Here is a 26058-nt window from a genome sequence, read left to right as displayed (position 1 = left end):
TCTATTATTTTTATTTCGCCTTCAGTGCGGCTGCTACGAATCCCTTGAACAGCGGATGTGGGCGGTTTGGTCTGGATTTGAGTTCCGGGTGAGCCTGTGTGGCAATGAAGAACGGGTGATTCGGGAGTTCGATGATCTCCACAATTCTTCCATCCGGAGACAGTCCGGAGAGGGACATGCCATGATCTACGAGAGTGGAACGGTAATCGTTATTTACCTCATAACGATGCCGGTGACGTTCGTGGATCAGTTCTTCGCCGTACAACTCATAGGCCTTGGAGTTTTTATCAAGAACACATGGGCAGGAGCCGAGACGTAAGGTTCCGCCGATATCCTCCACGCCGTTCTGATCCGGCATCAGTGCAATGACCGGATAAGCGGTGTTCGGGTCAAGCTCGATGCTGTGTGCGCCTTCCAGACCGACTACGTGGCGGGCAAACTCTACGATGGAGAGCTGCATGCCGAGGCACAGGCCGAGGAATGGTACATTGTGTTCGCGGGCATACTGGATAGCGGTGATTTTGCCTTCGATTCCGCGGTGGCCAAAGCCCCCCGGCACGAGGATACCGCTCACGTCAGAGAGCAGTTCGTTCACATTTTCAGGAGTTACAGTCTCAGAGTCAATCCATTTGATATTGACTACGGCGTGGTTGTCAATGCCGCCGTGTTTCAGTGCTTCTACTACAGAAATGTAGGCGTCATGAAGCTGGATGTATTTTCCGACAAGGGCAACGGTCACTTCGGTGGTCGGATGACGCAGTTTGTTAACCATTTCGGTCCAGTCGGTCAGATCTGGTTCCGGGCATGGCAGATTCAGGCACTCGCAGGCTACCTGAGCAAGATGCTCCTGCTCCATGGCAAGCGGTGCTTCATAAAGGTATTCTACATCCAGATTCTGCAGTACGTGATCCTTCGGCACATTACAGAACAGGGCAATCTTGTCTTTGATGCCTTTTTCCAGCGGGAGTTCTGTACGGCATATGATGATGTCCGGCTGGATGCCCATTCCCTGCAGTTCTTTGACAGAAGCCTGAGTCGGTTTGGTCTTCATCTCACCGGATGCTTTCAGATAAGGAATCAGGGTTACATGAAGGAGAATGGCATTGTTGTGTCCTACCTCATGCTGGAACTGGCGGATGGCTTCCAGGAATGGCTGGCTCTCAATATCACCGACGGTTCCTCCGATTTCGATAATCGCGATATGTGTATCTTCGGAAGTGAAATTCCGATAGAAACGGCTTTTGATCTCATTGGTGATGTGTGGGATAACCTGCACGGTTCCTCCGCCGTAATCACCGCGGCGCTCCTTCTGAAGAACAGACCAGTAAACCTTACCGGTTGTTACGTTGGAATTTTTATCAAGACTCTCGTCGATGAAGCGCTCATAATGTCCCAGATCAAGATCGGTTTCGGTTCCATCGTCGGTGACGAACACCTCACCGTGCTGTACTGGATTCATGGTACCAGGGTCAATATTAATATAAGGATCGAATTTCTGCATGGTTACTTTATAACCGCGTGCTTTCAGAAGACGGCCCAGAGATGCGGCAGTGATTCCCTTGCCGAGTCCTGATACAACGCCTCCGGTGACAAATACATACTTTACTGGCATATGGCTGATTCCTCCTGAATGTATATATTAAAAAATTTTACCAAATTAAAAAAACATTATTTATTATATCTCCGCCACTTCCAAAAATCCATAAAAAACATACTAAAAATTTTACGGAATTTAGATTTATACTTATTTAATAATTCGTCACCAAATTTTCATCGGAGGTGTATTGATTTATAAAGGAAGGTTCACTATAATAAGAAGTGCTACGCGCAAGGAGGAAAAAGATGGACAAAAACACGACTCCGAACAGAAATGGAGACAACAAGAATAACGGAAGATTTCCAAAGAACACCCAGAACATGATGATGTTTCTGGTGTTTCTTATGATAGGCTTTCTTCTCTGGGGCTTTGTGCGGGATCAGTACACGCAGGCCACGACACAGGAAGTTACCTACGATAAATTTCTGGAAATGCTCGAAAACGATGAGATTGCATCCGTAGAGGATACGGGCGCGACCTGGGAGATCACTCCGAAGAGTGAGGAAAACAAGACGGTTAAAGTTACTTATTATACAGGAAAGATGGACGATGAAGGACTCCTGCCTCTCATGAAGGAAAAGGGCGTGGAGATTAAACCGTACATTCAGGATACCTGGTCAGTGATCATATGGAATATCATCTCAATTCTGGCACCGATCCTGCTTCTGTGGCTGGCATTCGGCCTGCTCATGCGCCGGATGGGCGGCGGTGGCGGCATGATGGGTGTCGGCAAGAGCAAAGCCAAGGTATATATTGAAAAAGAGACAGGTGTCACATTTAAGGATGTGGCAGGTGAGGAAGAGGCGAAGGAATCTCTCGTAGAGGTGGTGGATTTCCTTCATAATCCGGTGAAATATACGGAGATCGGTGCAAAGCTGCCGAAGGGCGCACTGCTTGTGGGACCTCCCGGAACCGGCAAGACACTGCTGGCAAAAGCCGTGGCAGGAGAGGCACATGTGCCGTTCTTCTCTCTGGCAGGTTCTGATTTTGTAGAGATGTTCGTGGGAGTGGGTGCTTCCCGTGTACGTGACCTTTTTGAGGAGGCAAAGAAAAATGCCCCCTGTATCGTATTCATCGATGAGATCGATGCCATCGGTAAGAGCCGTGATTCCCGCATGGGTGGAAATGATGAGCGAGAACAGACTTTAAACCAGCTGCTTGCAGAGATGGATGGATTTGAGAGCAATCAGGCCTGCATCATTCTGGCTGCAACTAACCGTCCGGAAGTTCTCGATCAGGCCCTGCTTCGACCGGGTCGTTTTGACCGCCGGATCATCGTGGAGCGTCCGGATCTGAAAGGCCGTGAGGACATTCTGAAAGTACATGCGAAAAATGTGAAGATGGATGAGACGGTGGATCTGGCAGCAGTGGCGCTGGCTACCAGCGGAGCTGTAGGTGCCGATCTGGCAAATATGATCAATGAGGCAGCTATCCTGGCAGTAAAACACGGACGCAGAGCTATCTGCCAGAAAGATCTCTTCGATGCCATGGAAGTAGTACTCATGGGTAAAGAGAAAAAGAACAAGATCTTAAGCGAGGAAGAACGAAAAATTGTTTCTTACCATGAAGTTGGCCATGCGCTGACCAGTGCCCTGCAGAAAGATGCGGAACCGGTACAGAAGATCACGATCATTCCGCGTACCAGCGGAGCTCTTGGATATGTGCTGCAGACACCGGAGGAGGAGAAGTTCCTGCTCTCCAAGAATGAGATTCTGGCACGTCTGGTAGTCTGCATGGGCGGACGCGCTGCGGAGGAAGTGGTATTTGACTCCATTACCACAGGTGCTTCCAATGATATTCAGCAGGCAACCAATCTGGCGAGAGCCATGGTTACTCAGTACGGTATGTCCGATAAGTTTGGTCTTATGGGTCTGGAGTCCAGAGAGAGTATGTATCTCGACAATGGCAGCGTCTTAAACTGCAGTGACGAGACCGCATCCCATGTGGATGAGGAAGTCATGCGGATTTTGAAAGAAGCGTATGACGAGGCAAAACAGTTGCTCACCGAGAACCGGGAGTATCTGGATAAGATTGCTGAGTTCCTGATTGAAAAAGAAACCATCACCGGTAAGGAATTTATGGAGATTTACCACAAAGTCCGTGACGGCAGTGACAAGGAAGAATACCATCAGGAAGAACTGATTTTTGCGGAATAAGAAAATAAGAAGCTGAGGAAGAGCCGTCAGAACGCAGTGAATGTCCTGCGCTTTGGCGGTTTTCGTTATCCGGAAAAAGGAGAAGCAAATGGCAATATTTAATATCGAAGAAGAACTGAAAAAGCTTCCGTCCAAACCGGGCGTTTATCTCATGCACGACGACAAGGATGCTATTATCTATGTGGGAAAGGCCATTTCACTGAAAAACCGGGTACGACAGTATTTCCAGTCCAGCCGGAATAAGGGTGTAAAAATTGAACAGATGGTGACCCATATTGCCAGGTTTGAGTATATTATCACGGATTCGGAACTGGAAGCGCTGGTGCTGGAATGTAATCTTATTAAGGAACATCGTCCTAAATACAATACCATGCTGATGGATGACAAGACTTATCCGTTTATTAAGGTGACAGTACAGGAAGAGTTTCCGAGGGTATTGTTTGCCCGGCAGATGTACAAGGATAAGGCAAAATACTATGGACCCTATACATCTGCAGGGGCAGTGAAGGATACCATAGATCTCATTCATAAACTGTATGGCATCCGGACCTGCAACAAGCAGCTGCCAAAGATGCAGGGAAAAGAGCGGCCGTGTCTGAATTATCATATTCATCAGTGTCCGGCACCTTGCCAGGGATATATTTCAAAGGAAGAATACGCAAAGTCTGTCAAAAAAGTACTGACTTTTCTAAATGGTGATTATACACCGATCCTGAAGGAACTGGAAGAGAAAATGCTGGAGGCTTCGGAGGAGATGGAGTTTGAAAAAGCCATCGAGTACCGGGAACTTTTAAACAGTGTGACCAAGATTGCTCAGAAACAGAAGATTACCAGCAGTGACATGGAGGATAAAGATGTCATTGCCATGTCTGTAGATCAGCATGATGCGGTGGTACAGGTGTTTTTTATCCGGGATGGCCGCCTCATTGGAAGAGACCATTTCTGCCTGCGGATTGCAAACGGGGACAGCCGGCCAGAGGTACTGTCTGCTTTTATCAAGCAGTTTTACGCGGGAACCCCGTACATTCCCAGAGAAATCATGCTGCAGTATGAGATCGAGGATGCGGCACTCATAGAAGAGTGGCTGAGCGGCAGAAAAGGTCAGAAGGTGCATATCCAGGTGCCGAAGAAGGGCCAGAAGGAAAAGTTGGTGGAACTGGCGAAGAAGAATGCGGATATGGTGCTCATGCAGGATCGCGAGCGCATCCGCAGAGAGGAAGGCCGCACCATCGGTGCCATGAAAGAGATTGCAAATCTTCTGAATCTTCCGAAGCTGGAACGGGTAGAAGCCTATGATATTTCCAATATCAGCGGTTTCCAGACGGTTGGCTCCATGGTAGTTTTTGAGAAAGGCCGGCCTAAAAGGTCTGATTACCGGAAATTCAGGATTCGCGGCGTGCAGGGTGTGGATGACTATGCCAGTATGGAGGAAGTGCTGACCAGACGTCTTTCCCACTATGAAAATTATCCGGATCTGATTATGATGGATGGTGGCCGTGGTCAGGTAAATATTGCTCTGAAAGTTATGCAGCAGCTGAATATCGAGGTGCCGGTCTGCGGTATGGTAAAGGATGACAAGCATCGGACCAGAGGAATCTATTTTCATAACATAGAATTGCCTGTTGACCGGGACAGTGAAGCGTTCCGGCTGGTGACCAGGATTCAGGATGAGGCCCACCGGTTTGCCATCGAATATCACCGTTCTCTCCGAAGTAAGGAGCAGGTGCATTCAGTATTGGATGATATTCCTGGTATTGGTCCTGCGCGGAGAAAAGCGCTGATGAAATCTTTCCAGACACTGGAAGACATCAAGTCTGCCACGGAGGAGGAACTGGCAAAAGTGGAGGGTATGAACAGCCGCTCTGCGCGTCAGGTTTTTGAGTTCTTTCATATTGCGAAGAACGAATAAAGAAGGTATACTGGAACTATGAAAGACCGAAAGAAGACAGTACCGCCCCGTGGGTGGAAAATCCGGTCAATTAAAAGAGAACAGGAGAAACGACGATGCCGACAGTATCATTAAATAAGATGATTGAGAAGCTTGATCTGAAAAATCTGACGCCGGATATTGCAACAGACGGAATTGAGATCAGCAGCCCGGATATCAACCGTCCGGCACTTCAGCTGGCAGGCTATTTTGAACATTTTGCCTGCGAGCGGGTACAGATTATTGGATATGTAGAATACACCTATCTGAAAAATCAGGATAAAGAGGAGAAGCTGAAGAACTATGAGAGGTTCATGTCCAGCAAGATCCCCTGTGTCATCTATGCATCACGGACCGAACCGGATGAAGAGATGTATGAGATGGCGAGAAAATATCACAAACCGCTGCTGTTCAGCAACCGTATGACCTCTCCGCTCATGGCGGAAGTTATCCGTTGGCTGAATGTGGAGCTGGCCCCCTGCATTTCCATTCACGGCGTGCTGGTGGATGTATACGGTGAAGGTATTCTGATCATGGGTGAAAGCGGTATCGGTAAGAGTGAGGCGGCACTGGAGCTGATTAAGCGCGGACACCGACTGATTACTGATGATGTAGTGGAGATTCACAAAGTCAGCGACGATACGCTGGTGGGAACTTCTCCGGAGATTACCCGTCATTTCATCGAGCTGCGCGGTATCGGTATCATCGATGTCAAGACTCTGTACGGTGTTGAGAGTGTAAAGGAGACCCAGAATATTGATCTGGTTATCCGTCTGGAAGAGTGGGACAAAGACAGAGAATACGACCGCCTGGGACTGAACGAAGAGTACACGGAATTTCTCGGAAATAAAGTCGTCTGCCATTCCATTCCGATCCGTCCGGGCCGGAACCTTGCTATTATTGTAGAGTCTGCGGCAGTCAACCACAGACAGAAAAAGATGGGCTACAATGCGGCTCAGGAGCTGTACCGCCGTGTACAGGAGAGCATTAACCGCAATAAGAAATAGAGAATCAGGGGGAAAGGAATATGCAGGAATACTGTTTTGGAATTGATGTGGGAGGTACCACGGTAAAGATGGGACTGTTCCGCACAGATGGAGAACTTCTGGAAAAATGGGAGATCCCAAGCCATACGGAAAATGAAGGAGCTGCGATCCTGCCGGATATTGCGAAAGCGGCGCTTGGCAAGCTGGAGGAACGAGGAATTGATAAAAAGGATGTAGCGGGTATCGGTATTGGTGTGCCGGGTCCTATTGATGCCAATGGTGTGGTTCCGCATACAGCCAATCTTGGATGGGGATATAAAGAAGTAACCAAAGAGCTCACTGAATTGACCGGACTGCCCAGCAAGGGCGGAAATGATGCGAATGTAGCAGCATTAGGCGAGATGTGGAAAGGTGCGGCAGCAGGCCATAAGAGCGGTGTTATGGTAACTCTTGGAACAGGAGTTGGCGGCGGTGTGATTATTAATGGAAAAATTATTACCGGCGCACACGGAGCAGGTGGTGAAATTGGACACATCCATGTGGACGATGAAGTGCCTGGCGCCTGCGGCTGTGGAAATCATGGATGTCTGGAACATGTGGCTTCCGCCAACGGTATTGTCCGTCTGGCAAAATGGATGCTGGAACAGAACGCTGTGAAAACGGTTCTGGATCCGGAGACCATGTCGGCACGGGAGATTTGGGATGCAGTAAAAGATGGGGATACATTTGCCTGTGAAGTAGCAGAGCGTTTCGGAAAATATCTGGGACTGGCACTGTCTGCAGTGGCAGGAACTGCAGATCCGGAAGTATTTGTCATCGGCGGCGGTATGTCCAGAGCCGGACAGATCGTCATTGATTACATTCAGAAATATTATGTGAAATATGTATTCCGCGGATGCAGGGATGCAGAGTTTATTCTGGCAAGTCTTGGAAATGATGCCGGTATGTATGGCGCAGCCAAGCTGGTGATTGAAGAATAAGAAGGAATATGATATATAACAAAAGGGCATACCGTTCATCGAATGATGAACGGTATGCCCTTTTTGCATAGAACCGCATCCGATTATTTACGGATAGCAGCTCTCTTTCTCATGGTCGGGTCCAGAATTTTCTTGCGAATTCTTAATGTCTTCGGAGTGATCTCAAGAAGCTCGTCAGTGTCGATGAACTCCAGAGCCTGCTCAAGACTTAATACTCTCGGCGGAGTCAGCTTCAGAGCCTCGTCAGCGCTGGAAGAACGGGTATTGGTCAGCTTCTTGGTTTTGCAGACATTGATCTCAATATCTTCTGCCTTGCCGGTCTGTCCGATAACCATACCTGCATATACTTTTACGCCAGGTCCGATGAACAGGGCACCACGTTCCTGGGCATTGAAGAGACCGTAGGTGATGGACTCACCGGACTCGAATGCGATCAGGGAACCCTGTTTGCGGTACTGGATATCTCCCTTGTACGGCTCATAACCGTTGAAGATAGTGTTCAGAACGCCGGTACCTTTGGTGTCGGTCATGAACTCTCCGCGGTATCCGATAAGGCCTCGTGCCGGGATGGAAAATTCCAGACGGGTGGAACCGTTGCTGTTGGTATGCATGTTGCGGAGTTCCCCTTTACGCTCACCCAGCTTCTGAATAACGCTTCCGGAGAACTCGTCATCTACATCAATGTAAGCCAGCTCCATCGGCTCCAGCTTCTTGCCATTTTCGTCATAGTGATAAAGTACTTCGGCTTTGCTGACAGAGAACTCATAACCTTCACGACGCATGTTTTCGATCAGGACGGACAGATGAAGCTCACCACGTCCGGATACTTTGAAACTGTCAGTACTGTCAGTCTCCTCCACACGAAGGCTGACATCGGTGTTCAGCTCACGGAACAGACGGTCGCGCAGATGACGGGAAGTGACGAATTTTCCTTCTGTACCGGCGAGCGGGCTGTCATTGACATTAAACTGCATGGAGATGGTCGGCTCAGAAATCTTCTGGAACGGAATTGCTTCCGGCGCTTCCGGTGCACACAGAGTATCTCCGATATGCAGATCTGAAATACCGGAAATGGCAACAATGGAACCGATGGTTGCGTTCTGCACTTCTACCTTATTCAGACCGTCGAATTCATAGAGACGGCTGACTTTTACTTTTCGCATCTTATCCGGATCATGATGGTTTACGATAACCACATCCTGGTTCACGGAGATGGTACCGCGGTCTACTTTTCCAACGCCGATACGGCCTACATATTCGTTGTAGTCGATGGTACTGATCAGTACCTGGGTCGGTGCTTCCGGATCACCTTCCGGAGCCGGAATATAATTCAGAATGGTATCGAACAGCGGAGTCATATCCTTGCCCTGTTCGTTCGGATCCAGGGAAGCGTAGCCGCCCTTTGCGGAAGCATAGACAAACGGGCAGTCCAGCTGCTCATCAGTAGCGTCCAGATCCATCAGAAGCTCCAGAACCTCGTCTACGACTTCTTCCGGTCTTGCTTCCGGACGGTCGATTTTGTTGATGCAGACGATTACCGGAAGATTCAGCTCCAGCGCTTTCTTCAGAACGAATTTGGTCTGGGGCATGGAACCTTCGAAAGCATCTACCACAAGGATAACACCGTTTACCATTTTAAGGACACGCTCTACTTCGCCGCCGAAGTCTGCATGACCGGGAGTATCGATGATGTTGATTTTTACATCCTTATAAAAGACTGCCGTGTTTTTGGAAAGAATGGTGATACCTCTTTCTCTTTCAATATCATTGGAGTCCATGACACGTTCTGCCACTTCCTGATTGGCACGGAACACGCCGCTCTGTTTCAGAAGCTCATCGACCAGGGTGGTCTTGCCGTGGTCTACATGAGCGATGATTGCTATATTTCTTACATCTTCACGTTTCATACTAAAAACCTCTTCTTTGTTGTCTCACTCAATATCCTACAAATTTAATAGTGTAACATATTTTGCCCGGAATACAAGCTTTTTTCGCATCAGGCGCATAATTTTTAACTTTTTTGGAATATTTGGAAAAGAACGGGAATATATTTTATAGACAATGTACGAAAAGAGACACTTCGTCAAAAGGAAGGGAGAACAAAATGATGTCAGATAAGATGATTGAAAACAACCAGGTGTCGATTGTAGGGGAAGTCGTGTCCGACTTCACATTCAGCCATGAAGTTTTTGGGGAAGGCTTCTATATGCTGAATGTATCTGTAAAACGGCTAAGCGATTCATGTGATATTATTCCGCTGATGATTTCCGAGCGGCTGATTGATGTGAATGCGGATTACCGGGGAGCCTATATCCGTGCGGCGGGCCAGTTTCGGTCCTACAATCGGCACGAGGAGAAGAAGAACCGTCTGGTTCTTTCTGTATTTGTAAGGGAACTGGAGTTTACGGATGAAGAAGTGGAGAATGCCAAGACTAATCAGATCTTTCTGGACGGATATATCTGCAAACCACCGGTCTATCGGAAAACACCGCTTGGACGTGAGATTGCGGATATTTTACTGGCTGTCAACCGGCCTTATGGAAAATCTGATTATATTCCCTGCATCTGCTGGGGAAGAAATGCCCGTTTTGCATCCGGATTTGAGGTGGGAGGCCACACACAGATCTGGGGAAGAATCCAGAGCCGCGAGTACATGAAAAAACTGAGTGAGGAGGAAAGTGAGAAAAGAATTGCATATGAAATATCTGTGAGCAAACTCGAGTATCTTGAATCATAGTATTGTATAATATTTCCTCCGGCTGACAGATACAAATGTCCGCCGGAGAAAATCTGTGGTGAAAATTTTGAAAAAAAAGACAGAAAATGAAAAGTTTTTATGCAGATATGACAAATACACCTTGCTTTGTGACAGAATGTCGAGTATAATATGAGCAAGATTGAAAATAAAATAACAAAAATGAGTAACGTGTGAGCAGAGATCCTATGCCATGGGACTTGCTCATTTAATGTTTATAAAGAAATAAAGAGGAACTACGCATTATGGCTGGTTTGAAAATCAGAGTAATGAAAACAGTCTCTGAGGGGACGAAGAAAATTATCATGCGCAGGGCGAGAATGGAAGGGTTAGATATTCTGTTCCATGAGAATGCCGCGCTTGCATTGTGTAATGGAAATGTCTGTGACCTGATTTATGCCAGCGATCTGGCACAGAAGGCATCCGATGTAGAGGTGTTTGAGATCAATGGAAATTGTCCGCAGCATCTGACCTGTCTGGCAATTTTAGGTACGGCAGCTGCTGTAGATGAAGCAGTAAAGAGGATTCAGAGCGAACTTTGATTTATGATGAAAACTGAATAACGAGAACAGATCAGGATCGTTATTGGAGGAAGCGAAAATGAGATGTTTTTTCTCATATGATGAAGATGGCGGAAACAGGAGGAAAAAGCAATGGGAAATTATTATGTGAAGCCAAGAATCTACATGGAGAGAGAAGGTCTGCGTGAAATCCTTAAGGGTGTGACGCGGGCCTTTATTGTAACTGACAAATTCATGCATGAGAGCGGAAAAGTCAGTTACCTGACCGACGTACTGGATCAGATGGGAATTGCTTATGAGATCTTTTCAGAAGTAAAACCGGATCCGGATATTGCCACGGTTACGAAAGGGATTGGCCTTATGACGGATTTTAAACCACAGGCACTTCTGGCATTGGGCGGAGGATCGCCGATTGACTGTGCAAAAGCCATCAACTATCTGTCGGCCAGAGAAGGATTTTCTGAAAAATGCAAGTTTGTGGCAATTCCGACTACCAGTGGAACCGGAACGGAAGTAAGTCGCTTTTCAGTCATCAGTGACCCGGAAAAGTCCGCAAAATATCCGTTGGTTGCAGATGAACTTCTTCCGGATGATGCAATTCTGGATGCGGAGCTTACGAAGACGGTACCGCCATCTATTACAGCAGATACAGGAATTGATGTCCTGACACATGCAATAGAGGCATTTGTATCAAAGAATGCAAACGATTTTACGGATGCAGCAGCAGAAAAAGCCATCAAGCTGGTTCGTAGTAATCTGTTAAAAGCCTATAAGACTCCGGATGACCTGAATGCAAGACAGCATATGCATCATGCCTCCTGTCTGGCAGGAATGGCATTCAGCAACGCAGGACTTGGACTGAATCATGGCATGGCACATACACTGGGAGGACATTTTCACATTCCCCACGGACGTGCCAATGCAATTCTTCTTCCATATGTAATGGCCTACAACTGTGGATGTCACGATAAGCTGACTGTACATGCAAAGCGCTATGCGAGAATCGCAAGACTGGCACGGCTCGAGGGCAGCAGTATCCGACAGAGTGCATTTAATGTCATCCGTTCTACCAAACAGCTTATTAAACAGCTGAATATTCCGACCAGTATTGCCGAAGCAGGAGTCTCCAGAGAAGATTTTATGGCAGCACTGGATGAGATGGTAAATGCGGCCATGAACGATGCATGCACCGCAACAAATCCAAGAGACTGTACGCCAGAGGAGGTCAGAGACCTGTTCCTGGCTGCCTATGAAGGCAGAAGAATTTAGAGACAGGCAAAGGAGGAAATCCAATGTTTGAGGAATCCCATAAAGAACGAATCATACAGGAGTTTGTTCCTGGCAAACAGGTAACACTGGCTCATGTGATTCCCCATCCGGTAGAAGCCCTGTATGCGAAAATGGGTCTGATTGATGCAGAAGGAGCAATCGGAATCTTTACCATTACTCCCAGTGAGGCAGCTATTATTGCGGCAGATGTAGCCAGCAAGGCAGCCGGCATCCAGATTGGATTTGTGGATCGGTTTAATGGATCCCTGATCATCACAGGTGATGTGGCAGATGTGGAGGCAGCACTTCACGATGTTATGCATGTGCTGTGTGACAAGATGGGATTTGCAGGAACAACGATCACAAGATCGTAGAAAGACAGGCTCTGCGATGGATCAGAAGATGAAAAGACGAATTATTATGATTGGCCGTTCCATGGCAGGGAAGACAACTCTTTGTCAATATTTAAGCGACCAGCAGCTGAAATACAAGAAAACGCAGGCAGTTGAGATCATTAATAAAAATATGATTGACACACCGGGAGAATATCTGGAACGTACCTATATGCGTGGTGCACTGATGGTATCAGCAGCGGATGCAGACACCATTGTCCTTGTGCAGGATGCGACGGAAAACGGTACCATGTTTCCACCTGGATATTCCAGCAGTTTTGCAAAGCCCTGCATCGGGGTGGTTACCAAAAGTGACAAGGCAACTGAAAAACAGCTGGAGGATGCACAGAAGTATCTGAAGATTGCAGGAGCAAAAGAAATCTTTGTTACCAGCAGTTATGAAGGTACCGGATTTGAACCATTCCTGAAATATTTTGAAGACAAGTGATTTGTGATGGAAGGAGATCCCCATGAAAGAAACCATATTAAGTGTTGGAATTGATATTGGGACATCCACGACGCAGCTGATTTTCAGTAAACTGACGATCGAGAATGAAGCCAGCAGCTATGTGGTACCCCGGATCAATATCGTGGATAAGGAAGTTACCTACCGGAGCAAGATTTATTTTACACCGCTTCTTTCCCAGACCGAGATTGATGCGGAAAAGGTGAAAAAGATCATCGAAGCGGAATATAAGGCCGCCGGAATGAAACCGGAAGACCTGCAGACCGGAGCGGTGATCATTACCGGAGAGACTGCCAGAAAGCACAATGCCAATACGGTACTTGCTTCTTTAAGCAGCATGGCAGGTGATTTTGTAGTAGCAACTGCAGGACCGGATTTGGAATCTGTTCTTTCTGCAAAAGGAGCAGGGGCAGATGCATTTTCCGAAGAACACCGGCAGGCAGTAGCGAATATTGATATCGGAGGCGGAACCAGTAATATTGCATTGTTCCAGAAGGGAAACCTGAAGGGAACGAGTTGTCTCGATATCGGAGGAAGACTGATTAAGATTGAAAATGGTCGGATCAGTTATATTTTCCCGAAGATTCAGAAACTTGCAGAAGCCCATGGCATTCACATCGCAGTGGGTGACCGGGCAGAGGAAACCGTTCTCTATAAGATCTGCGAATATATGGCAGATCAGCTGGCCATGGCAATTCATGCCAGAGAAGCAGACAGTCTTCACGCAGGGCTTTATACAAATGACGGAAAACCACTGACCAGTGAGCCTAAAATTGACGCCATTACTTATTCAGGCGGAGTGGCGAGCTGTTATTATAATGGAGAACCTGCCAATGTGTTCGAATATGGAGATGTTGGAGTACTTCTTGCCAGAGCAGTGAAAAATAATGCGGCTCTGAAACAGGTTCTTACATATCCCGCGGCTGAGACGATCCGTGCAACGGTAGTCGGAGCGGGAACCCATACTACAAATGTTAGTGGCAGCACCATCAGCTACAGTGATGGACAACTGCCCATAAAAAACATTCCGGTTCTGAAACTTACGGAGGATGAGGAACAGAACCCGGTTATGTTCAAGGAATCCTTACGTCGGAAGCTGAAGCTTTACGAAACGGAAGGTGCGCTTGAACAGGTTGCCATTGTTTTTTCAGGCAGATATCATACCAGTTTTCTGGAGATTCAGGAACTGGCACAGATGGTTGTTGATGGGGCGGAAGAGGTAATTGCCGGACCACACCCCCTCATCCTGGTCATCGAAAATGATATTGCCAAGGTGCTTGGAAACGCCATTAATGTACTCCTGAAGCGCCAGAAAAAATTTATCTGCATTGATGGGATCTTTGCAAATGATGGTGACTACATCGACATCGGAGAACCGGTAGCGCAGGGGCGCGTCGTTCCCGTTGTCACAAAAACTCTAATCTTCAATACATGATAAAGGAGAGTGAACAGGTTGATTTTAAAAACAAAATTATTCGGCAAAGTGTACGAATTCAAATCTCTTCGCGAAGTCATGGCGAAAGCCAATGAAGAGAAGTCCGGTGACAAACTGGCAGGTATCGCAGCAGAGTCCGCAGAGGAAAGAGTAGCTGCGAAAGTAGTACTTTCCCATATCACCCTGGAAGACCTTCGCAACAATCCGGCAGTTCCTTACGAGGAAGACGAAGTAACCAGAATCATTCAGGACGGTGTCAACGAGGCAATCTACAAAGAGATTAAGGGTATGACGGTTGCTGAATTCCGTGAGTGGATCTTGAGCGAGACCACCACAACGGACATGATCAAACGTGCATCCAGAGGTCTTACCAGTGAGATGGTAGCCGCTGTATGTAAGCTGATGACCAACCTGGATCTGATCTATGCGGCAAAGAAGATCCGTGTATCCGCACATTGCAACACCACCATCGGCCTTCCGGGAACATTCTCATCCCGTCTGCAGCCGAACCACACCACAGATGATCCGAAGGGTATCATGGCATCCGTAATGGAAGGCTTAAGCCTTGGCTGCGGTGACGCAGTTATCGGTCTGAACCCGGTAGATGATTCTGTAGAGAGTGTTGCGAGAATTTTAAGAAGCTTTGATGAGTTTAAGAACAAATGGGAAGTTCCGACTCAGATCTGCGTACTTGCACATGTAACCACCCAGATGGAAGCTATGGATAAATTAGGAGCACCGATTGACCTGATGTTCCAGTCTATTGCAGGTTCTCAGAAGGGTAATGAAGCATTTGGCCTGAATGGCTCTATGCTTGATGAAGGACATGATATGATGCTTCACGAAGCAACCAGTACCGGCCCGAACGTTATGTATTTCGAGACTGGACAGGGTTCCGAGCTTTCCTCCGATGCACATCATGGATGGGATCAGGTAACCATGGAGGCTCGTTGTTATGGATTTGCTAAGAAATACAGTCCGTTCCTTGTAAATACTGTAGTTGGTTTCATCGGACCAGAGTATCTGTATGATTCCAAGCAGGTTACCCGTGCAGGTCTTGAGGATCACTTCATGGGCAAACTGACCGGTATCCCGATGGGATGTGACGCATGCTACACCAACCATATGAAAGCTGACCAGAACGATATCGAGAACCTGGCAACTCTTCTGGTAGCCGCAGGCTGCAACTACATCATGGGTGTACCGCAGGGTGATGACTGTATGCTGATGTATCAGTGTACCGGATATCATGAAGCAGCAAGCTTAAGAGAGGTCTTCGGTCTCCGTCCGATCAAGGAATTCGATCAGTGGCTGGAGAAGATGGGATTCTCAGAGAACGGAAAACTGACACCGCTTGCAGGTGATGCATCCGTTTTCTTAAAATAAGCAGGAGGTGAAAAACTTTGGTGAGCGAGAAAGATTTAAGAGATATCATTGCACAGGTGCTTACAGAGATGAATGTGAGCGATGGCGCAACTGCTTCTGCAGTGGAAGCTGCTGTAGCAGGAAAAGCCTCCCCACAGAATGGCACTGAAATTGAGGACGGCTGTTGGGACGATGTAGCAGCTGTCGATCTGAGAAAACAGTATCTGGTAGAAAACCCGGTAGCAAAGGAAGCATACTATGATCTGAAACAGTACGCTCCCTGCCGTCTGGGTATTGGCAAAGCTGGTGCTCGTTATAAGACACTTCCGGTACTGGAATTCCGTGCAGCACATTCTGCAGCACAGGACGCTGTATTTAATGATGTAGATCAGGACTTTATTGATAAAATGGGTCTGTTTACCGTGCAGACCAAATGTGACAGCAAAGATACTTATCTGACCCGTCCGGATCTGGGACGTGCGTTAAGCGATGAGGCAGTTGCCACAATCAAAGAAAAATGCAAGATGCATCCGACCGTACAGATCTATGTATCTGACGGCTTAAGCTCCGCAGCAATCGCAGCCAATGTAGGTGATGTACTGCCGGCTATTGAGCAGGGACTTAAGAGCTATGGCATTGATTACGGTACTCCGTTCTTCGTAAAATATGGTCGTGTAGGAGCAATGGACCAGATCTCTGAGATTACAGGTGCGGATGTTACCTGTGTACTGATCGGTGAGAGACCTGGACTGATTACCGCAGAGTCCATGTCCGCATATATTGCCTACAAAGCAACTGTTGGAATGCCGGAGGCAAGAAGAACCGTTGTATCCAACATCCATAAAGACGGAACCATTCCGGCAGAGGCCGGAGCACATATTGCTGATATCATCAAGAAGATCCTTGATGCAAAAGCAAGTGGTACAGATCTGAAACTTTAAGTCGAACGGAGGGAATAAAATGAAACGCGATCCATTGAAAGCATCAGTGCTTGCAACCAAACTCATCCCGAATGTAAGTCCGGGAATGGCAAAAGAATTAAATCTGACACCGGAGCAGAGATCCCTTGCACTGCTCACTGCAGACTGTGATGATGTTACGTATACTGCACTGGATGAGGCTACCAAAAAAGCGGATGTTCAGGTTGTATACGCAAAGAGCTTCTACGGTGGTGCTGCTAATGCAAACACCAAGCTGGCAGGAGAAATTATTGGTATTCTGGCAGGCCCGAATCCGGCAGAAGTAAAGAGTGGTCTTGAAGCAGCTGTTGATGTCATTGAGAATCAGGCTCATTTCGTATCTGCAAACGATGACGATACCATCTGCTACTATGCACACTGCATTTCCAGAACAGGTTCTTACCTTTCTGAGGGCGCAGGTATCAAAGAGGGCGAGGCTATTGCATATCTGATCGCACCGCCTCTTGAGGCTATGTATGGTGTGGATGCAGCTCTGAAAGCAGCAGACGTAAAAATGTGTGTTCTGTATGCTCCGCCTTCAGAGACCAACTTCGGTGGCGCACTGCTGACCGGAAGCCAGTCCGCATGCAAGGCAGCATGTGATGCATTTGCAGCAGCTGTAGAGTTTGTAGCAGACAATCCTATCGCATAAAATCAGAGCATAAGATTTAGTTCCCGCGGAGCAACAGCCGCGGGAAAGACAAGAGGTACGAATATATGCAGGCATTGGGAATGATTGAAGTATATGGTTACCTTACAGCAGTCGAAGCTCTGGACAGCGCACTGAAAGCAGCGAATGTTTCCAGACTGGGTGTGGAAAAAGTAAGAGGCGGACTGGTGACAGTATTAGTGGAAGGGGATGTGGGAGCCGTAAAGGCAGCTATGGATGCTTCCGCAGCAGCGGCTGAGAGAGTCGGCACCGTCATCAGTGTTCATGTCATTCCGCGTCCGGCGGATGATGTGACCAGAATGCTCAAAGGTGGAAAAGAACCGGAAGAGCCAACTCCTCCAGAGCCGGAAAAGCCATCTGAACCGGAAATATCGTCAGAACCGGATACACTGTCAGAACCTGAATCTGAAGCCGTGAAAGCGGAAGAAGGGGAGAAAGCTCCTCAGGATGTGACGGTGGAAGAGATGCAGGCCATGGGGGTGGATGCGCTCCGAAGATTGGCAAGGGCACTTGAGATCAAGAACATGACCCGCGCTGAGATCCGTTTCGCGAAGAAACAGGAGCTGATTCAGAAGATAACAGAGTTTAAAGAATCATAGTATATAGGAGAAGTTGCTTATGCAGTTATATGATAAAGACCTGTTGTCAGTGCAGGAAGTGCGTGAGCTGGTAGAGAAAGCCAAAGCGGCTCAGGAGGAATTAAGCCAGAAGTCGCAGGCAGAGGTAGATGCCATCGTAAAATCTATCGCTTATGCAGGTGTGCGCAATGCAAAGCGTCTGGCAAAACTGGCTCATGAGGAAACCGGTTTTGGTATTGAGGCTGACAAGGTAATTAAGAATATATTTGGTAGCCGTGATGTGTATGAGCATATCAAGGATATGAAAACCATTGGAGAACTTGGATATGATGAAGAGAAGAAAGTCCGCACGATAGCAGTTCCGGTAGGTGTGATTGCCGGACTGATTCCATCCACGAACCCGACTTCTACTGCATTTTATAAATCTGAGATTTCCATAAAAGCAGGAAATGCGATTGTATTTTCACCGCATCCGAATGCAAGAAACTGTATTCTGGAGGCAGTAAAAGTAATTCGTCAGGCAATTGCTGAAGCAGGAGGCAATGAAAATCTGGTATCCTGCATCACCATTCCGACTATTCAGGCAACAGATAACCTGATGAAACATCCGGATGTGGCACTGATCCTTGCTACTGGCGGAAGTGCCATGGTAAGAGCCGCTTATTCATCCGGAACACCGGCGATTGGAGTAGGTCCCGGAAACGGACCGGCATACATTGAAAAGACCGCAGATCTGCCGCTGGCAGTAAAACGGATTATGGACTCCAAAACCTTTGATAACGGCACGATCTGCGCATCTGAACAGTCCGTTGTATGTGATAAGGATATGGAAGATGCTGTAAGGGCAGAGATGGAGAAACAGGGAGCCTATTTCCTGACAGACGAGCAGATTGCAAAACTCGGAAAATTCATCTTAAGAGCAAACGGCACTATGAATCCTATGATTGTAGGAAAGAGTGCACAGGTCATTGCAGATCTGGCAGGTATTGATATTCCGGCAGGAACTAAAGTACTGGTAGCAAAAGAAACTGGTATCGGACGTGGTCATCCATATTCCAATGAGAAACTGGCACCGATTCTGGCATTCTATACCGCAGATGATTATAAAGAGATCTGCAGACTGGTGCAGGATATTCTGCATTATGAGGGAGCAGGACATACGTTTAGTATGCATACCAAGGATCCGGAAATGGTAAACTATTTTGCCATGAGAGTTCCGGCATCCCGTATCATTGTCAATACACCGAGTGCCCTTGGAGGTATCGGCGGCACTACCGGATTGATGCCGGCCTTGACACTTGGCTGCGGAGCCATTGGCGGAAGTGCTACCTCCGAAAATGTAGGACCGATGAATCTGCTGAACAAACGTCATGTGGCAGAAGGACTTCTGGAGCTTGATGAGATCAAAGCAGGACTCCCGACCTGTACGGATGGCATGTGCAGCGGACCGAAGGCAGAAGATGTTGATATTGATGCAGTAGTGAATGAGATCGTAAAAAGACTTCGTTCTATGTAGATAAGAAAAGGAGAATGAAAAATGGCAGTAACACAGGCATTAGGAATGATTGAAACAAAAGGACTTGTAGCTTCTATCGAGGCAGCAGATGCAATGGTAAAGGCAGCAAACGTAACTCTGATCGGTAAGGAGCATGTAGGCGGCGGACTGGTAACCGTTATGGTACGCGGCGATGTAGGAGCTGTAAAAGCAGCAACAGATGCAGGCGCAGCAGCAGCTGAGCGTGTTGGCGAACTGATTTCCATCCATGTAATCCCGAGACCGCATGAGGAAGTAGAGGCAATTCTTCCGCATCTCGGCTAAGAGATTCGCTGTCACAGACAGAACATACAGATCAAGGAGGAATGAGAAATGGCAGTAACACAGGCATTAGGAATGATTGAAACAAAAGGACTTGTAGCTTCTATCGAGGCAGCAGATGCAATGGTAAAGGCAGCAAACGTAACTCTGATCGGTAAAGTGCATGTAGGCGGCGGACTGGTAACTGTTATGGTACGCGGCGATGTGGGAGCTGTGAAGGCAGCAACAGATGCAGGCGCAGCGGCAGCTGAGCGTGTTGGCGAACTGATCTCTATTCATGTAATTCCGAGACCGCATGAGGAAGTTGAGGCTATTTTACCCTCTTTATCATAAGTGAGTAAGTACCGGCCGCCCGTGTATTCGGACGGCCGGACAGTATAGGAGATAAGGAGGTGGCTTGACTGCGATGAAGGTAATTACAGAAGCAATTCTGCGGGATGAGTTACGGGCATCCAAGCCGGAGACTTATGTCATACCGGAGGGACAGATCCTCTCACCGGCAGCAAGAGAATATCTGCAGCAGTTAAAGATCAAGATTATCAAAGAAAAAGATAAGCCGCTCCCGAAAGAAAAAGTGGAGATCACGGCTACAGAGGTTCCGGGAATCCCGGAAAGTGCAGTCGTCACTCCGGCACCGCCGAAACCCAAATATGTGGATGACGCGACAGGTGCTTTCTATTATGAGAAGCCGGAGCATATGACCCAGCTTGTCAGAAATGTTCTGGTGAACAAGGATGACAAACGGATTGTATTCCGTGGAAAACTGGACAGTCTGGAAGCTCTTTTTGTGCTGAATCAGACGATTCTGCTGGAAATGCAGGAAGATCAGGAATTTATCGATGATCTGGAGGATATTCTGGTAAGTCTGCGTGAGATGATGCGTTGTGATGTACTGGATGAACCATTTACCAGAGAGACGATTATCGGACTGACTCATGAGGAGCTGCGGGCACATTCCCACAATCCTATGAAATATTATAAAGTAAAGCAGATGGTTCTGCCGAGTTATAAGCTTGGAAAGACCTATGCACTTCTGAATCAGCTCAGAACGGCAGTCCGCGAAACCGAAGTAGCGGCCGCAGCCGCGTTCCATAATGGAAAGAGTTATGACAGGGCAGATATCATAGAAGAACTGAACCGAATGTCCAGTGCCGTACACATTATCATGTGTAAATATCTGGCAAAGATCCAGAATCAGGAGACGTCATGAAGCAGTTTATTGAATCGGTAGTGGATTCTATCGTACAGAGTGGACTGGTAGAAGTAGAAGTATCTGCCAGACATGTGCATTTGACGCAGGAGGATGTGGAACTGTTATTCGGAAAAGGGGCAGTGCTTCATCCGAAACGTCCGCTGTCTCAGCCGGGACAGTTTTTAAGTGAAGAACGCGTGACGCTCATCGGACCGAAAGGGAAGAAGGAACGCGTGGCAGTATTAGGACCAGTGCGGAAAGCAACACAGGTGGAACTTTCCATCAGTGACTGCGTGGCACTGGGAATAAAAGCTCCGGTAAGAGAATCCGGAGATTTAAGAGATGCAGGACCGGTGGTCATTGAAGGACCGAAGGGTACACTTGACGCATCTTCTGCTGTAATCGTGGCAAGAGCCCACGTACATGTTCCGCCGCAGGTAGCCGCAAAGCTTGACCTTCAGGATAAGGAACGTGTCAGCGTACAGATTATGACTGAGAGACCAGTGACTTTTGATAACGTTGTCATTCGTGTCAGTGATCAGTTCCGTTACAAAATGCACATTGATTTCGATGAGGCAAATGCGGCGCAGGTCAGTGGATTTACTCTCGGAAAAATATTAAAGCAGTAAAGGAACACAGATGGATATTCAACGGGTAGAGACATACATGAAACGGGTAGCCGAATCCGAGACAAAGACCTTCACTCCGGTAGGAGACAAACTGAAAGTCGGTCTGGATCTGGGTACCGCATACATCGTAATGGTGGTGCTGGATGAGGAAAACAATCCCATTGCCTGTGAGAAACAGGCGGCAGATGTACTTCGGGACGGCGTAGTCGTCGATTATCTCGGAGCACTGAACATTGTAAAAGCTCTGAAGGCAAAACTGGAGCAGCGAATTGGAAAAGAACTGGTAAACTGTGCTATTGCCATGCCGGCAGGAACCGACGACAGCGTCAAGACACATACCTATGTGGCGGAAGGTGCGGAGCTGGAAGTGACTGCAGTTCTGGATGAGCCGAGTGCAGCCAATGCTATTTACCAGATATCGGACGGCGTGATTGTGGATATCGGAGGCGGTACTACAGGACTTGCACTCTTAAAAGATGGCAAGGTTGTGGAGATCGCAGACGAACCGACAGGTGGTACGCACCTGACTTTGGTGCTTTCCGGAAATTACCATATTCCGTTTGCAGAAGCAGAAGCCATCAAACAGGATTATTCCAGACATCGGGAGATCCTTCCGATTCTGAAACCGGTTATTGAGAAAATGGCAACGATCGTAAAGAAAAACATCGTTTCAAAAAATGTGGATACCATTTATCTGTGTGGAGGTACCTGCTGTCTGACCGGTATGGAAAAGATTATTGAAAAGGAGACGGGAATCCCGACGATCAAGCCGGCAGATCCGTTCCTTGTCACACCGACAGGCATTGCCATGAACTGTAAAGTGTAATGAGTATAAAAAATGGAAAGGAGGGGAGCGCGTGGAACTGGATGCTATGATCAGTGAGATCTGCAGAAAAGTACAGGAGCGTGTGGCAGAGCTGGAAAAAGAAGAAGTATCGGCAGAACCGGCGGCAGTGCCGTCTGAAGATAACAGGCCGGCACTTCTGATTCTGGCGGAAGACCATGGAATGCGGTGCCATCCGGTGCTGGAAAGCAAAAAACTTGCAGAATGCTACCGGGTAGAATGTGCTTTGCTGAAAGAAGAAGACTGCGATGTGGCTTCCTATGAAGGCGTGATCGCATTTACACTGACCAATGAAGCCCTTGGAAAGATTGCCAACGGAATCTTCGATACCGATTACACCAGAAGATTCGGAACCGCACTTCTCCTTGGAAAAAGGATATTTATTGCGGAGGAAGAAGTGGAACTGTATCGCTATAAGGATACCGCGCCGGCCGGCTACTACAGCCGTCTGGAGGAAAACTTAAAATTCCTTCAGCAGAACGGAGTGACCATTGTTCCCTTAGATCAACTGGAAGCGGTTGTTCTGGGAGAAAACGTTCCGGAAGAAACAGAGGCTGCTCCGAAGAAAGAAGAATCCACCGGAGAAAAAGAACAGCCAGTCTCCGGATCAACCCTACGGCTGGAAAAACGCATCATTACAGAGAGAGATGTGATCAGTGCACGGGAAGGAAAGGCTGCCTGCATTCTGGTAGGAAAGAAGGCAATTCTGTCAGATCTTGCCAAAGAGTATGCGAAGAAATATGGAATCAGCATTGCTCGTGACGAAGGAGAGACTGGCGGGAAAGGAAGCCGAGTATGAAAATAGGACGTGTAATTGGAAACATCTGGGCAACACGGAAAGATGAGAATCTCTCCGGATTAAAGCTCCTGGTGGTGCAGCCACTGAATCTTCTGAACGACCAGCCCATTGATACGCCCATTGTAGCGGCAGATATTATCGGTGCCGGTGTGGGAGAGAAGATTCTCTATGTAGGCGGAAGCTCAGCGCGTGGTGCAGCAGGAGGTCCCCATATTCCGGTGGATGCAACGATCGTCGGAATCGTGGATGACCAGGAAGTTGACGAAGCGCTGATATAAGACAGGCGGTGATCAAGTATGGAAATGGTGGAAGCCATTCAGAAAGCGGGAGTAGTGGGAGCCGGAGGAGCCGGCTTCCCGACCCACGTAAAACTGAATGCGAAGGCAGAGTATTTTATCGTCAATGCAGCGGAATGTGAGCCGCTGATCGAGACAGACAAATATCTGTGCCGTACCTATGCAGAAAGAATTGTAGCGACAGTAGAGAAGATTGCCGCACATCTGGAAGCAGCGCATGCAGTGATTGCATTAAAAGCAAAATATGTAAGAGAGACAGAAGCTCTTCAGAACGCAGTAAAAGCACTGGGAGCCAATGTAGAGATCTTTACCATGCGGACCTACTATCCGGCCGGTGACGAGCAGGTGCTGGTCAATCAGGTAACCGGACGGGTGGTTCCGGAAAGGGGACTTCCTCTGAATGTAGGATGCGTGGTAGAAAATGTCGGCACAGTCCTCAATATTGCCGATGCACTGGAAGGAAAACCTGTGGACGAGAAGTTTCTCTCCATTACAGGTGCGGTGGAGACTCCGGTGATGTGTCACGCACCAATTGGTACGCCGATTACGGAAGTCCTGAAAAAAGCAAAACTTCTGGTAAATGATTATGTGGTGATTCTGGGAGGTCCCATGATGGGAAAAATGCAGAAGACCAGAGAAGAGATTGAAAATGCGGTTGTTACCAAGACCACAGGCAATCTTCTGGTGCTTCCGAAGAATCATTATCTTGTAAAACGTGCTGCCATGAGTGTGGAACGTATGGCACGTCAGGCGGCAACAGCCTGTCTTCAGTGCAGAGCCTGTACAGATCTGTGTCCGAGACATCTGCTGGGACACAATGTGCAGCCCCATATGATTATGAGAACCATTTGGAGACAGAAATCTATTACGGATCCGGCAGAATTTGAGCGGGCTTTCGGCAGTGCGGCAAACTGCAGCAGCTGCGGTACCTGTGAGATGTTCTCCTGTCCGATGGGACTGTCACCGAGGAAGATGAACGATTATGCGAAAGGACTTTTGAGAGAGAGAGGAATTCAGCCGGAGAAGAATCAGCATCCGCAGGCGAGCGACATGCTGGAGCACAGGAGAATTCCTACCGGACGCCTGATCGCCCGTCTTGGATTGGACGAATATGTATTCCACGGTCTGCCGGAGCTTTTTGAAGTAGAACCGGAAGAGGTATTCATTCCATTATCACAGCATATCGGCAAACCGGCAGTTCCGGTAGTGACTGCAGGGGATGCTGTAAAGAAGGATGACCTGATTGCAGGCAGTGCAGAGGGATTATCCGCAAACATCCATACAGGCTTTGATGGAGTTGTAAAAGAAGTGACTCCGAAAGGCATTCGGATCAGTAGAAGGGAGGCGTAAGAGATGGGAAGAGCGATCGGCATGGTAGAGCTGTCCAGTATTGCCAGAGGCATTGAGACCAGTGATTCTATGTTAAAAGCCGCGCAAGTGGAACTTTTACGTTCTGTCACTGTCTGTCCGGGAAAATATATGGTGATTGTAGGCGGTGATACCGGTGCTGTCAGAGCATCTTTGGAAGCAGGAAAAGCAGCAGGTGGAGAATTTGTAGTGGACACTTTGCTGATTCCAAGCGTACATGAACAGGTCTTTCCGGCAATTTCCGGCACAGTAGAAGTGACGGATCCTCAGGCTGTTGGCGTGATTGAGTACTATTCTATTGCTTCAGCCATTGAAGCAGCGGATGCAGCAGCGAAAGCAGCTCAGATTACTTTAATCGAAGTTCGGACCGGCTATGCCATCGGCGGAAAGGGATTTGTAGTCCTGACCGGAGATGTAGGAGCTGTCCGTGCAGCTATTGATGCAGCAAAACAGGTAAGCGAGCTGTATGTGGAAAGCACGGTTATTCCGCGTCCCGCACCGCAGCTTTTGGAATCTCTGTTATAGGCTGTGTTTCGGCATAAGTCTGGGGGAGCAGAGCATAAGCTTTAAAGAAACACAAAAAAAGGAGGAACGGGTATGTTTCAGGAGTTACTTGACAACCTTACAAATGTAGGGGTATTTACAAGCAGCGTACAGGAATGGGTCAGCACTCTTTCCATCAACAAGGTGATCATCTTTATCATGATGATTTTCATGATCGTTGGTGCGATTGACAAGATCCGCGGTAACAAATTAGGATATGGCGAGCAGTTTGATGAGGGATTTAACGCAATGGGTCCTCTGGCAGCAGCCATGGCAGGTGTTGTAGCAGCGGCTCCGGTACTTGCAATCATTTTGAAACCGATTATTGTTCCGATCTACACCTTGCTGGGCGCCGACCCGTCCATGTTTGCGACCACGCTTCTGGCATGCGATATGGGTGGATATCCACTGGCAATGCAGATGGCAGGAAGCGAAGCCGTTGGTAACTTCTCAGGTCTGATCCTGGGAACCATGATGGGACCGACCATCGTATTTACCATCCCGGTTGCACTGTC

Annotated in this window: 27 protein-coding genes; 25 read left to right on the top strand and 2 right to left on the bottom strand. The window is 47.8% G+C overall.

Annotation, left to right across the window (positions count from 1 at the left end; genetic code table 11):
• Positions 1 to 10: 10 nt before the first annotated feature.
• Positions 11 to 1612: a CTP synthase gene (locus LKD36_RS15205; protein ID WP_308460125.1), complete on the bottom strand. Its 1602-nt coding sequence runs from the start codon at positions 1610 to 1612 to the stop codon at positions 11 to 13.
• A 230-nt stretch (positions 1613 to 1842) separates the two neighbouring features.
• Here LKD36_RS15205 and ftsH point away from each other — a divergent pair, with 230 nt between their 5' ends.
• The 4 genes from ftsH (at position 1843) to LKD36_RS15185 (ending at position 7646) form a co-directional block, all read left to right on the top strand.
• Complete coding sequence (gene ftsH, locus LKD36_RS15200; protein WP_308460124.1) at positions 1843 to 3753, top strand: ATP-dependent zinc metalloprotease FtsH; 1911 nt, start codon at positions 1843 to 1845, stop codon at positions 3751 to 3753.
• Between the two features lie 94 nt (positions 3754 to 3847).
• A complete protein-coding gene (uvrC, locus tag LKD36_RS15195; protein WP_308460137.1) occupies positions 3848 to 5662 on the top strand; it encodes an excinuclease ABC subunit UvrC in 1815 nt (604 codons plus the stop codon).
• Between the two features lie 95 nt (positions 5663 to 5757).
• Positions 5758 to 6687: an HPr(Ser) kinase/phosphatase gene (hprK, locus tag LKD36_RS15190; protein WP_118771551.1), complete on the top strand. Its 930-nt coding sequence runs from the start codon at positions 5758 to 5760 to the stop codon at positions 6685 to 6687.
• Positions 6688 to 6707: 20 nt separating this feature from the next.
• Positions 6708 to 7646 (top strand): ROK family glucokinase, encoded by a 939-nt coding sequence (locus tag LKD36_RS15185; RefSeq protein ID WP_308460123.1) that lies wholly within the window; start codon positions 6708 to 6710, stop codon positions 7644 to 7646.
• 83 nt (positions 7647 to 7729) lie between these two features.
• Here the strand turns inward: LKD36_RS15185 and typA are convergent, their stop codons facing one another.
• Complete coding sequence (gene typA / locus LKD36_RS15180; protein WP_308460122.1) at positions 7730 to 9553, bottom strand: translational GTPase TypA; 1824 nt, start codon at positions 9551 to 9553, stop codon at positions 7730 to 7732.
• Positions 9554 to 9753: 200 nt separating this feature from the next.
• Here typA and LKD36_RS15175 point away from each other — a divergent pair, with 200 nt between their 5' ends.
• From LKD36_RS15175 to eutH, 21 genes are all read left to right on the top strand, one after another.
• Complete coding sequence (locus tag LKD36_RS15175) at positions 9754 to 10383, top strand: single-stranded DNA-binding protein (protein ID WP_118771571.1); 630 nt, start codon at positions 9754 to 9756, stop codon at positions 10381 to 10383.
• Positions 10384 to 10646: 263 nt separating this feature from the next.
• On the top strand, positions 10647 to 10943 hold the full coding sequence (locus LKD36_RS15170) for a BMC domain-containing protein (protein WP_118771548.1): 297 nt from the start codon (positions 10647 to 10649) through the stop codon (positions 10941 to 10943).
• Positions 10944 to 11054: 111 nt separating this feature from the next.
• Complete coding sequence (locus tag LKD36_RS15165) at positions 11055 to 12191, top strand: 1-propanol dehydrogenase PduQ (RefSeq protein ID WP_118771547.1); 1137 nt, start codon at positions 11055 to 11057, stop codon at positions 12189 to 12191.
• Positions 12192 to 12214: 23 nt separating this feature from the next.
• Positions 12215 to 12565, top strand: a complete 351-nt coding sequence (locus LKD36_RS15160) for a BMC domain-containing protein (RefSeq protein ID WP_118771546.1) — start codon at positions 12215 to 12217, stop codon at positions 12563 to 12565.
• A gap of 28 nt (positions 12566 to 12593) precedes the next feature.
• Positions 12594 to 13031, top strand: a complete 438-nt coding sequence (locus LKD36_RS15155) for a EutP/PduV family microcompartment system protein (RefSeq protein WP_178755788.1) — start codon at positions 12594 to 12596, stop codon at positions 13029 to 13031.
• Positions 13032 to 13053: 22 nt separating this feature from the next.
• Entirely contained in the window at positions 13054 to 14484 is a 1431-nt protein-coding gene (gene eutA / locus LKD36_RS15150) for an ethanolamine ammonia-lyase reactivating factor EutA (RefSeq protein WP_118771544.1), read from the top strand.
• Positions 14485 to 14502: 18 nt separating this feature from the next.
• Complete coding sequence (locus LKD36_RS15145; protein ID WP_118771543.1) at positions 14503 to 15870, top strand: ethanolamine ammonia-lyase subunit EutB; 1368 nt, start codon at positions 14503 to 14505, stop codon at positions 15868 to 15870.
• Between the two features lie 20 nt (positions 15871 to 15890).
• On the top strand, positions 15891 to 16790 hold the full coding sequence (gene eutC / locus LKD36_RS15140; protein WP_118771570.1) for an ethanolamine ammonia-lyase subunit EutC: 900 nt from the start codon (positions 15891 to 15893) through the stop codon (positions 16788 to 16790).
• A gap of 19 nt (positions 16791 to 16809) precedes the next feature.
• Positions 16810 to 17460, top strand: a complete 651-nt coding sequence (eutL, locus tag LKD36_RS15135) for an ethanolamine utilization microcompartment protein EutL (RefSeq protein ID WP_118771542.1) — start codon at positions 16810 to 16812, stop codon at positions 17458 to 17460.
• Between the two features lie 65 nt (positions 17461 to 17525).
• Complete coding sequence (locus LKD36_RS15130) at positions 17526 to 18077, top strand: BMC domain-containing protein (RefSeq protein ID WP_308460121.1); 552 nt, start codon at positions 17526 to 17528, stop codon at positions 18075 to 18077.
• Positions 18078 to 18096: 19 nt separating this feature from the next.
• Complete coding sequence (locus LKD36_RS15125) at positions 18097 to 19572, top strand: acetaldehyde dehydrogenase (acetylating) (RefSeq protein WP_118771540.1); 1476 nt, start codon at positions 18097 to 18099, stop codon at positions 19570 to 19572.
• 21 nt (positions 19573 to 19593) lie between these two features.
• Complete coding sequence (locus LKD36_RS15120) at positions 19594 to 19875, top strand: BMC domain-containing protein (RefSeq protein ID WP_118771539.1); 282 nt, start codon at positions 19594 to 19596, stop codon at positions 19873 to 19875.
• 48 nt (positions 19876 to 19923) lie between these two features.
• Positions 19924 to 20205, top strand: a complete 282-nt coding sequence (locus LKD36_RS15115) for a BMC domain-containing protein (protein ID WP_118771538.1) — start codon at positions 19924 to 19926, stop codon at positions 20203 to 20205.
• Positions 20206 to 20278: 73 nt separating this feature from the next.
• Entirely contained in the window at positions 20279 to 21082 is an 804-nt protein-coding gene (locus tag LKD36_RS15110) for an ATP-binding protein (protein ID WP_308460120.1), read from the top strand.
• The gene (gene pduL / locus LKD36_RS15105; protein WP_308460119.1) at positions 21079 to 21693 is read left to right on the top strand and encodes a phosphate propanoyltransferase; all 615 of its coding nucleotides are present in this window, start codon (positions 21079 to 21081) and stop codon (positions 21691 to 21693) included. Before LKD36_RS15110 ends, pduL begins: the two co-directional genes overlap by 4 nt.
• 10 nt (positions 21694 to 21703) lie before the next feature.
• Positions 21704 to 22519: an ethanolamine utilization protein EutJ gene (gene eutJ, locus LKD36_RS15100; RefSeq protein WP_118771535.1), complete on the top strand. Its 816-nt coding sequence runs from the start codon at positions 21704 to 21706 to the stop codon at positions 22517 to 22519.
• Positions 22520 to 22550: 31 nt separating this feature from the next.
• Entirely contained in the window at positions 22551 to 23336 is a 786-nt protein-coding gene (locus LKD36_RS15095; protein WP_308460118.1) for a hypothetical protein, read from the top strand.
• Positions 23333 to 23614 (top strand): EutN/CcmL family microcompartment protein, encoded by a 282-nt coding sequence (locus LKD36_RS15090; RefSeq protein ID WP_118771533.1) that lies wholly within the window; start codon positions 23333 to 23335, stop codon positions 23612 to 23614. The genes LKD36_RS15095 and LKD36_RS15090 overlap by 4 nt, the downstream gene beginning before the upstream one ends.
• Positions 23615 to 23632: 18 nt before the next feature.
• The gene (locus tag LKD36_RS15085) at positions 23633 to 24982 is read left to right on the top strand and encodes a 4Fe-4S dicluster domain-containing protein (RefSeq protein ID WP_118771532.1); all 1350 of its coding nucleotides are present in this window, start codon (positions 23633 to 23635) and stop codon (positions 24980 to 24982) included.
• A gap of 3 nt (positions 24983 to 24985) precedes the next feature.
• A complete protein-coding gene (locus LKD36_RS15080; RefSeq protein ID WP_118771531.1) occupies positions 24986 to 25525 on the top strand; it encodes a BMC domain-containing protein in 540 nt (179 codons plus the stop codon).
• Between the two features lie 72 nt (positions 25526 to 25597).
• A partial coding sequence (eutH, locus tag LKD36_RS15075) for an ethanolamine utilization protein EutH (RefSeq protein ID WP_308460117.1) occupies positions 25598 to 26058 on the top strand: 461 nt, incomplete at its 3' end.

The sequence above is a fragment of the Hominiventricola filiformis genome (assembly GCF_020686965.1).
In the GTDB taxonomy this organism is placed as follows: Bacteria; Bacillota; Clostridia; order Lachnospirales; family Lachnospiraceae; genus Hominiventricola; species Hominiventricola filiformis.
The sequence above is the reverse complement of the archived record's forward strand: the minus strand, read 5'-3'. Positions and strand labels throughout refer to the sequence as shown.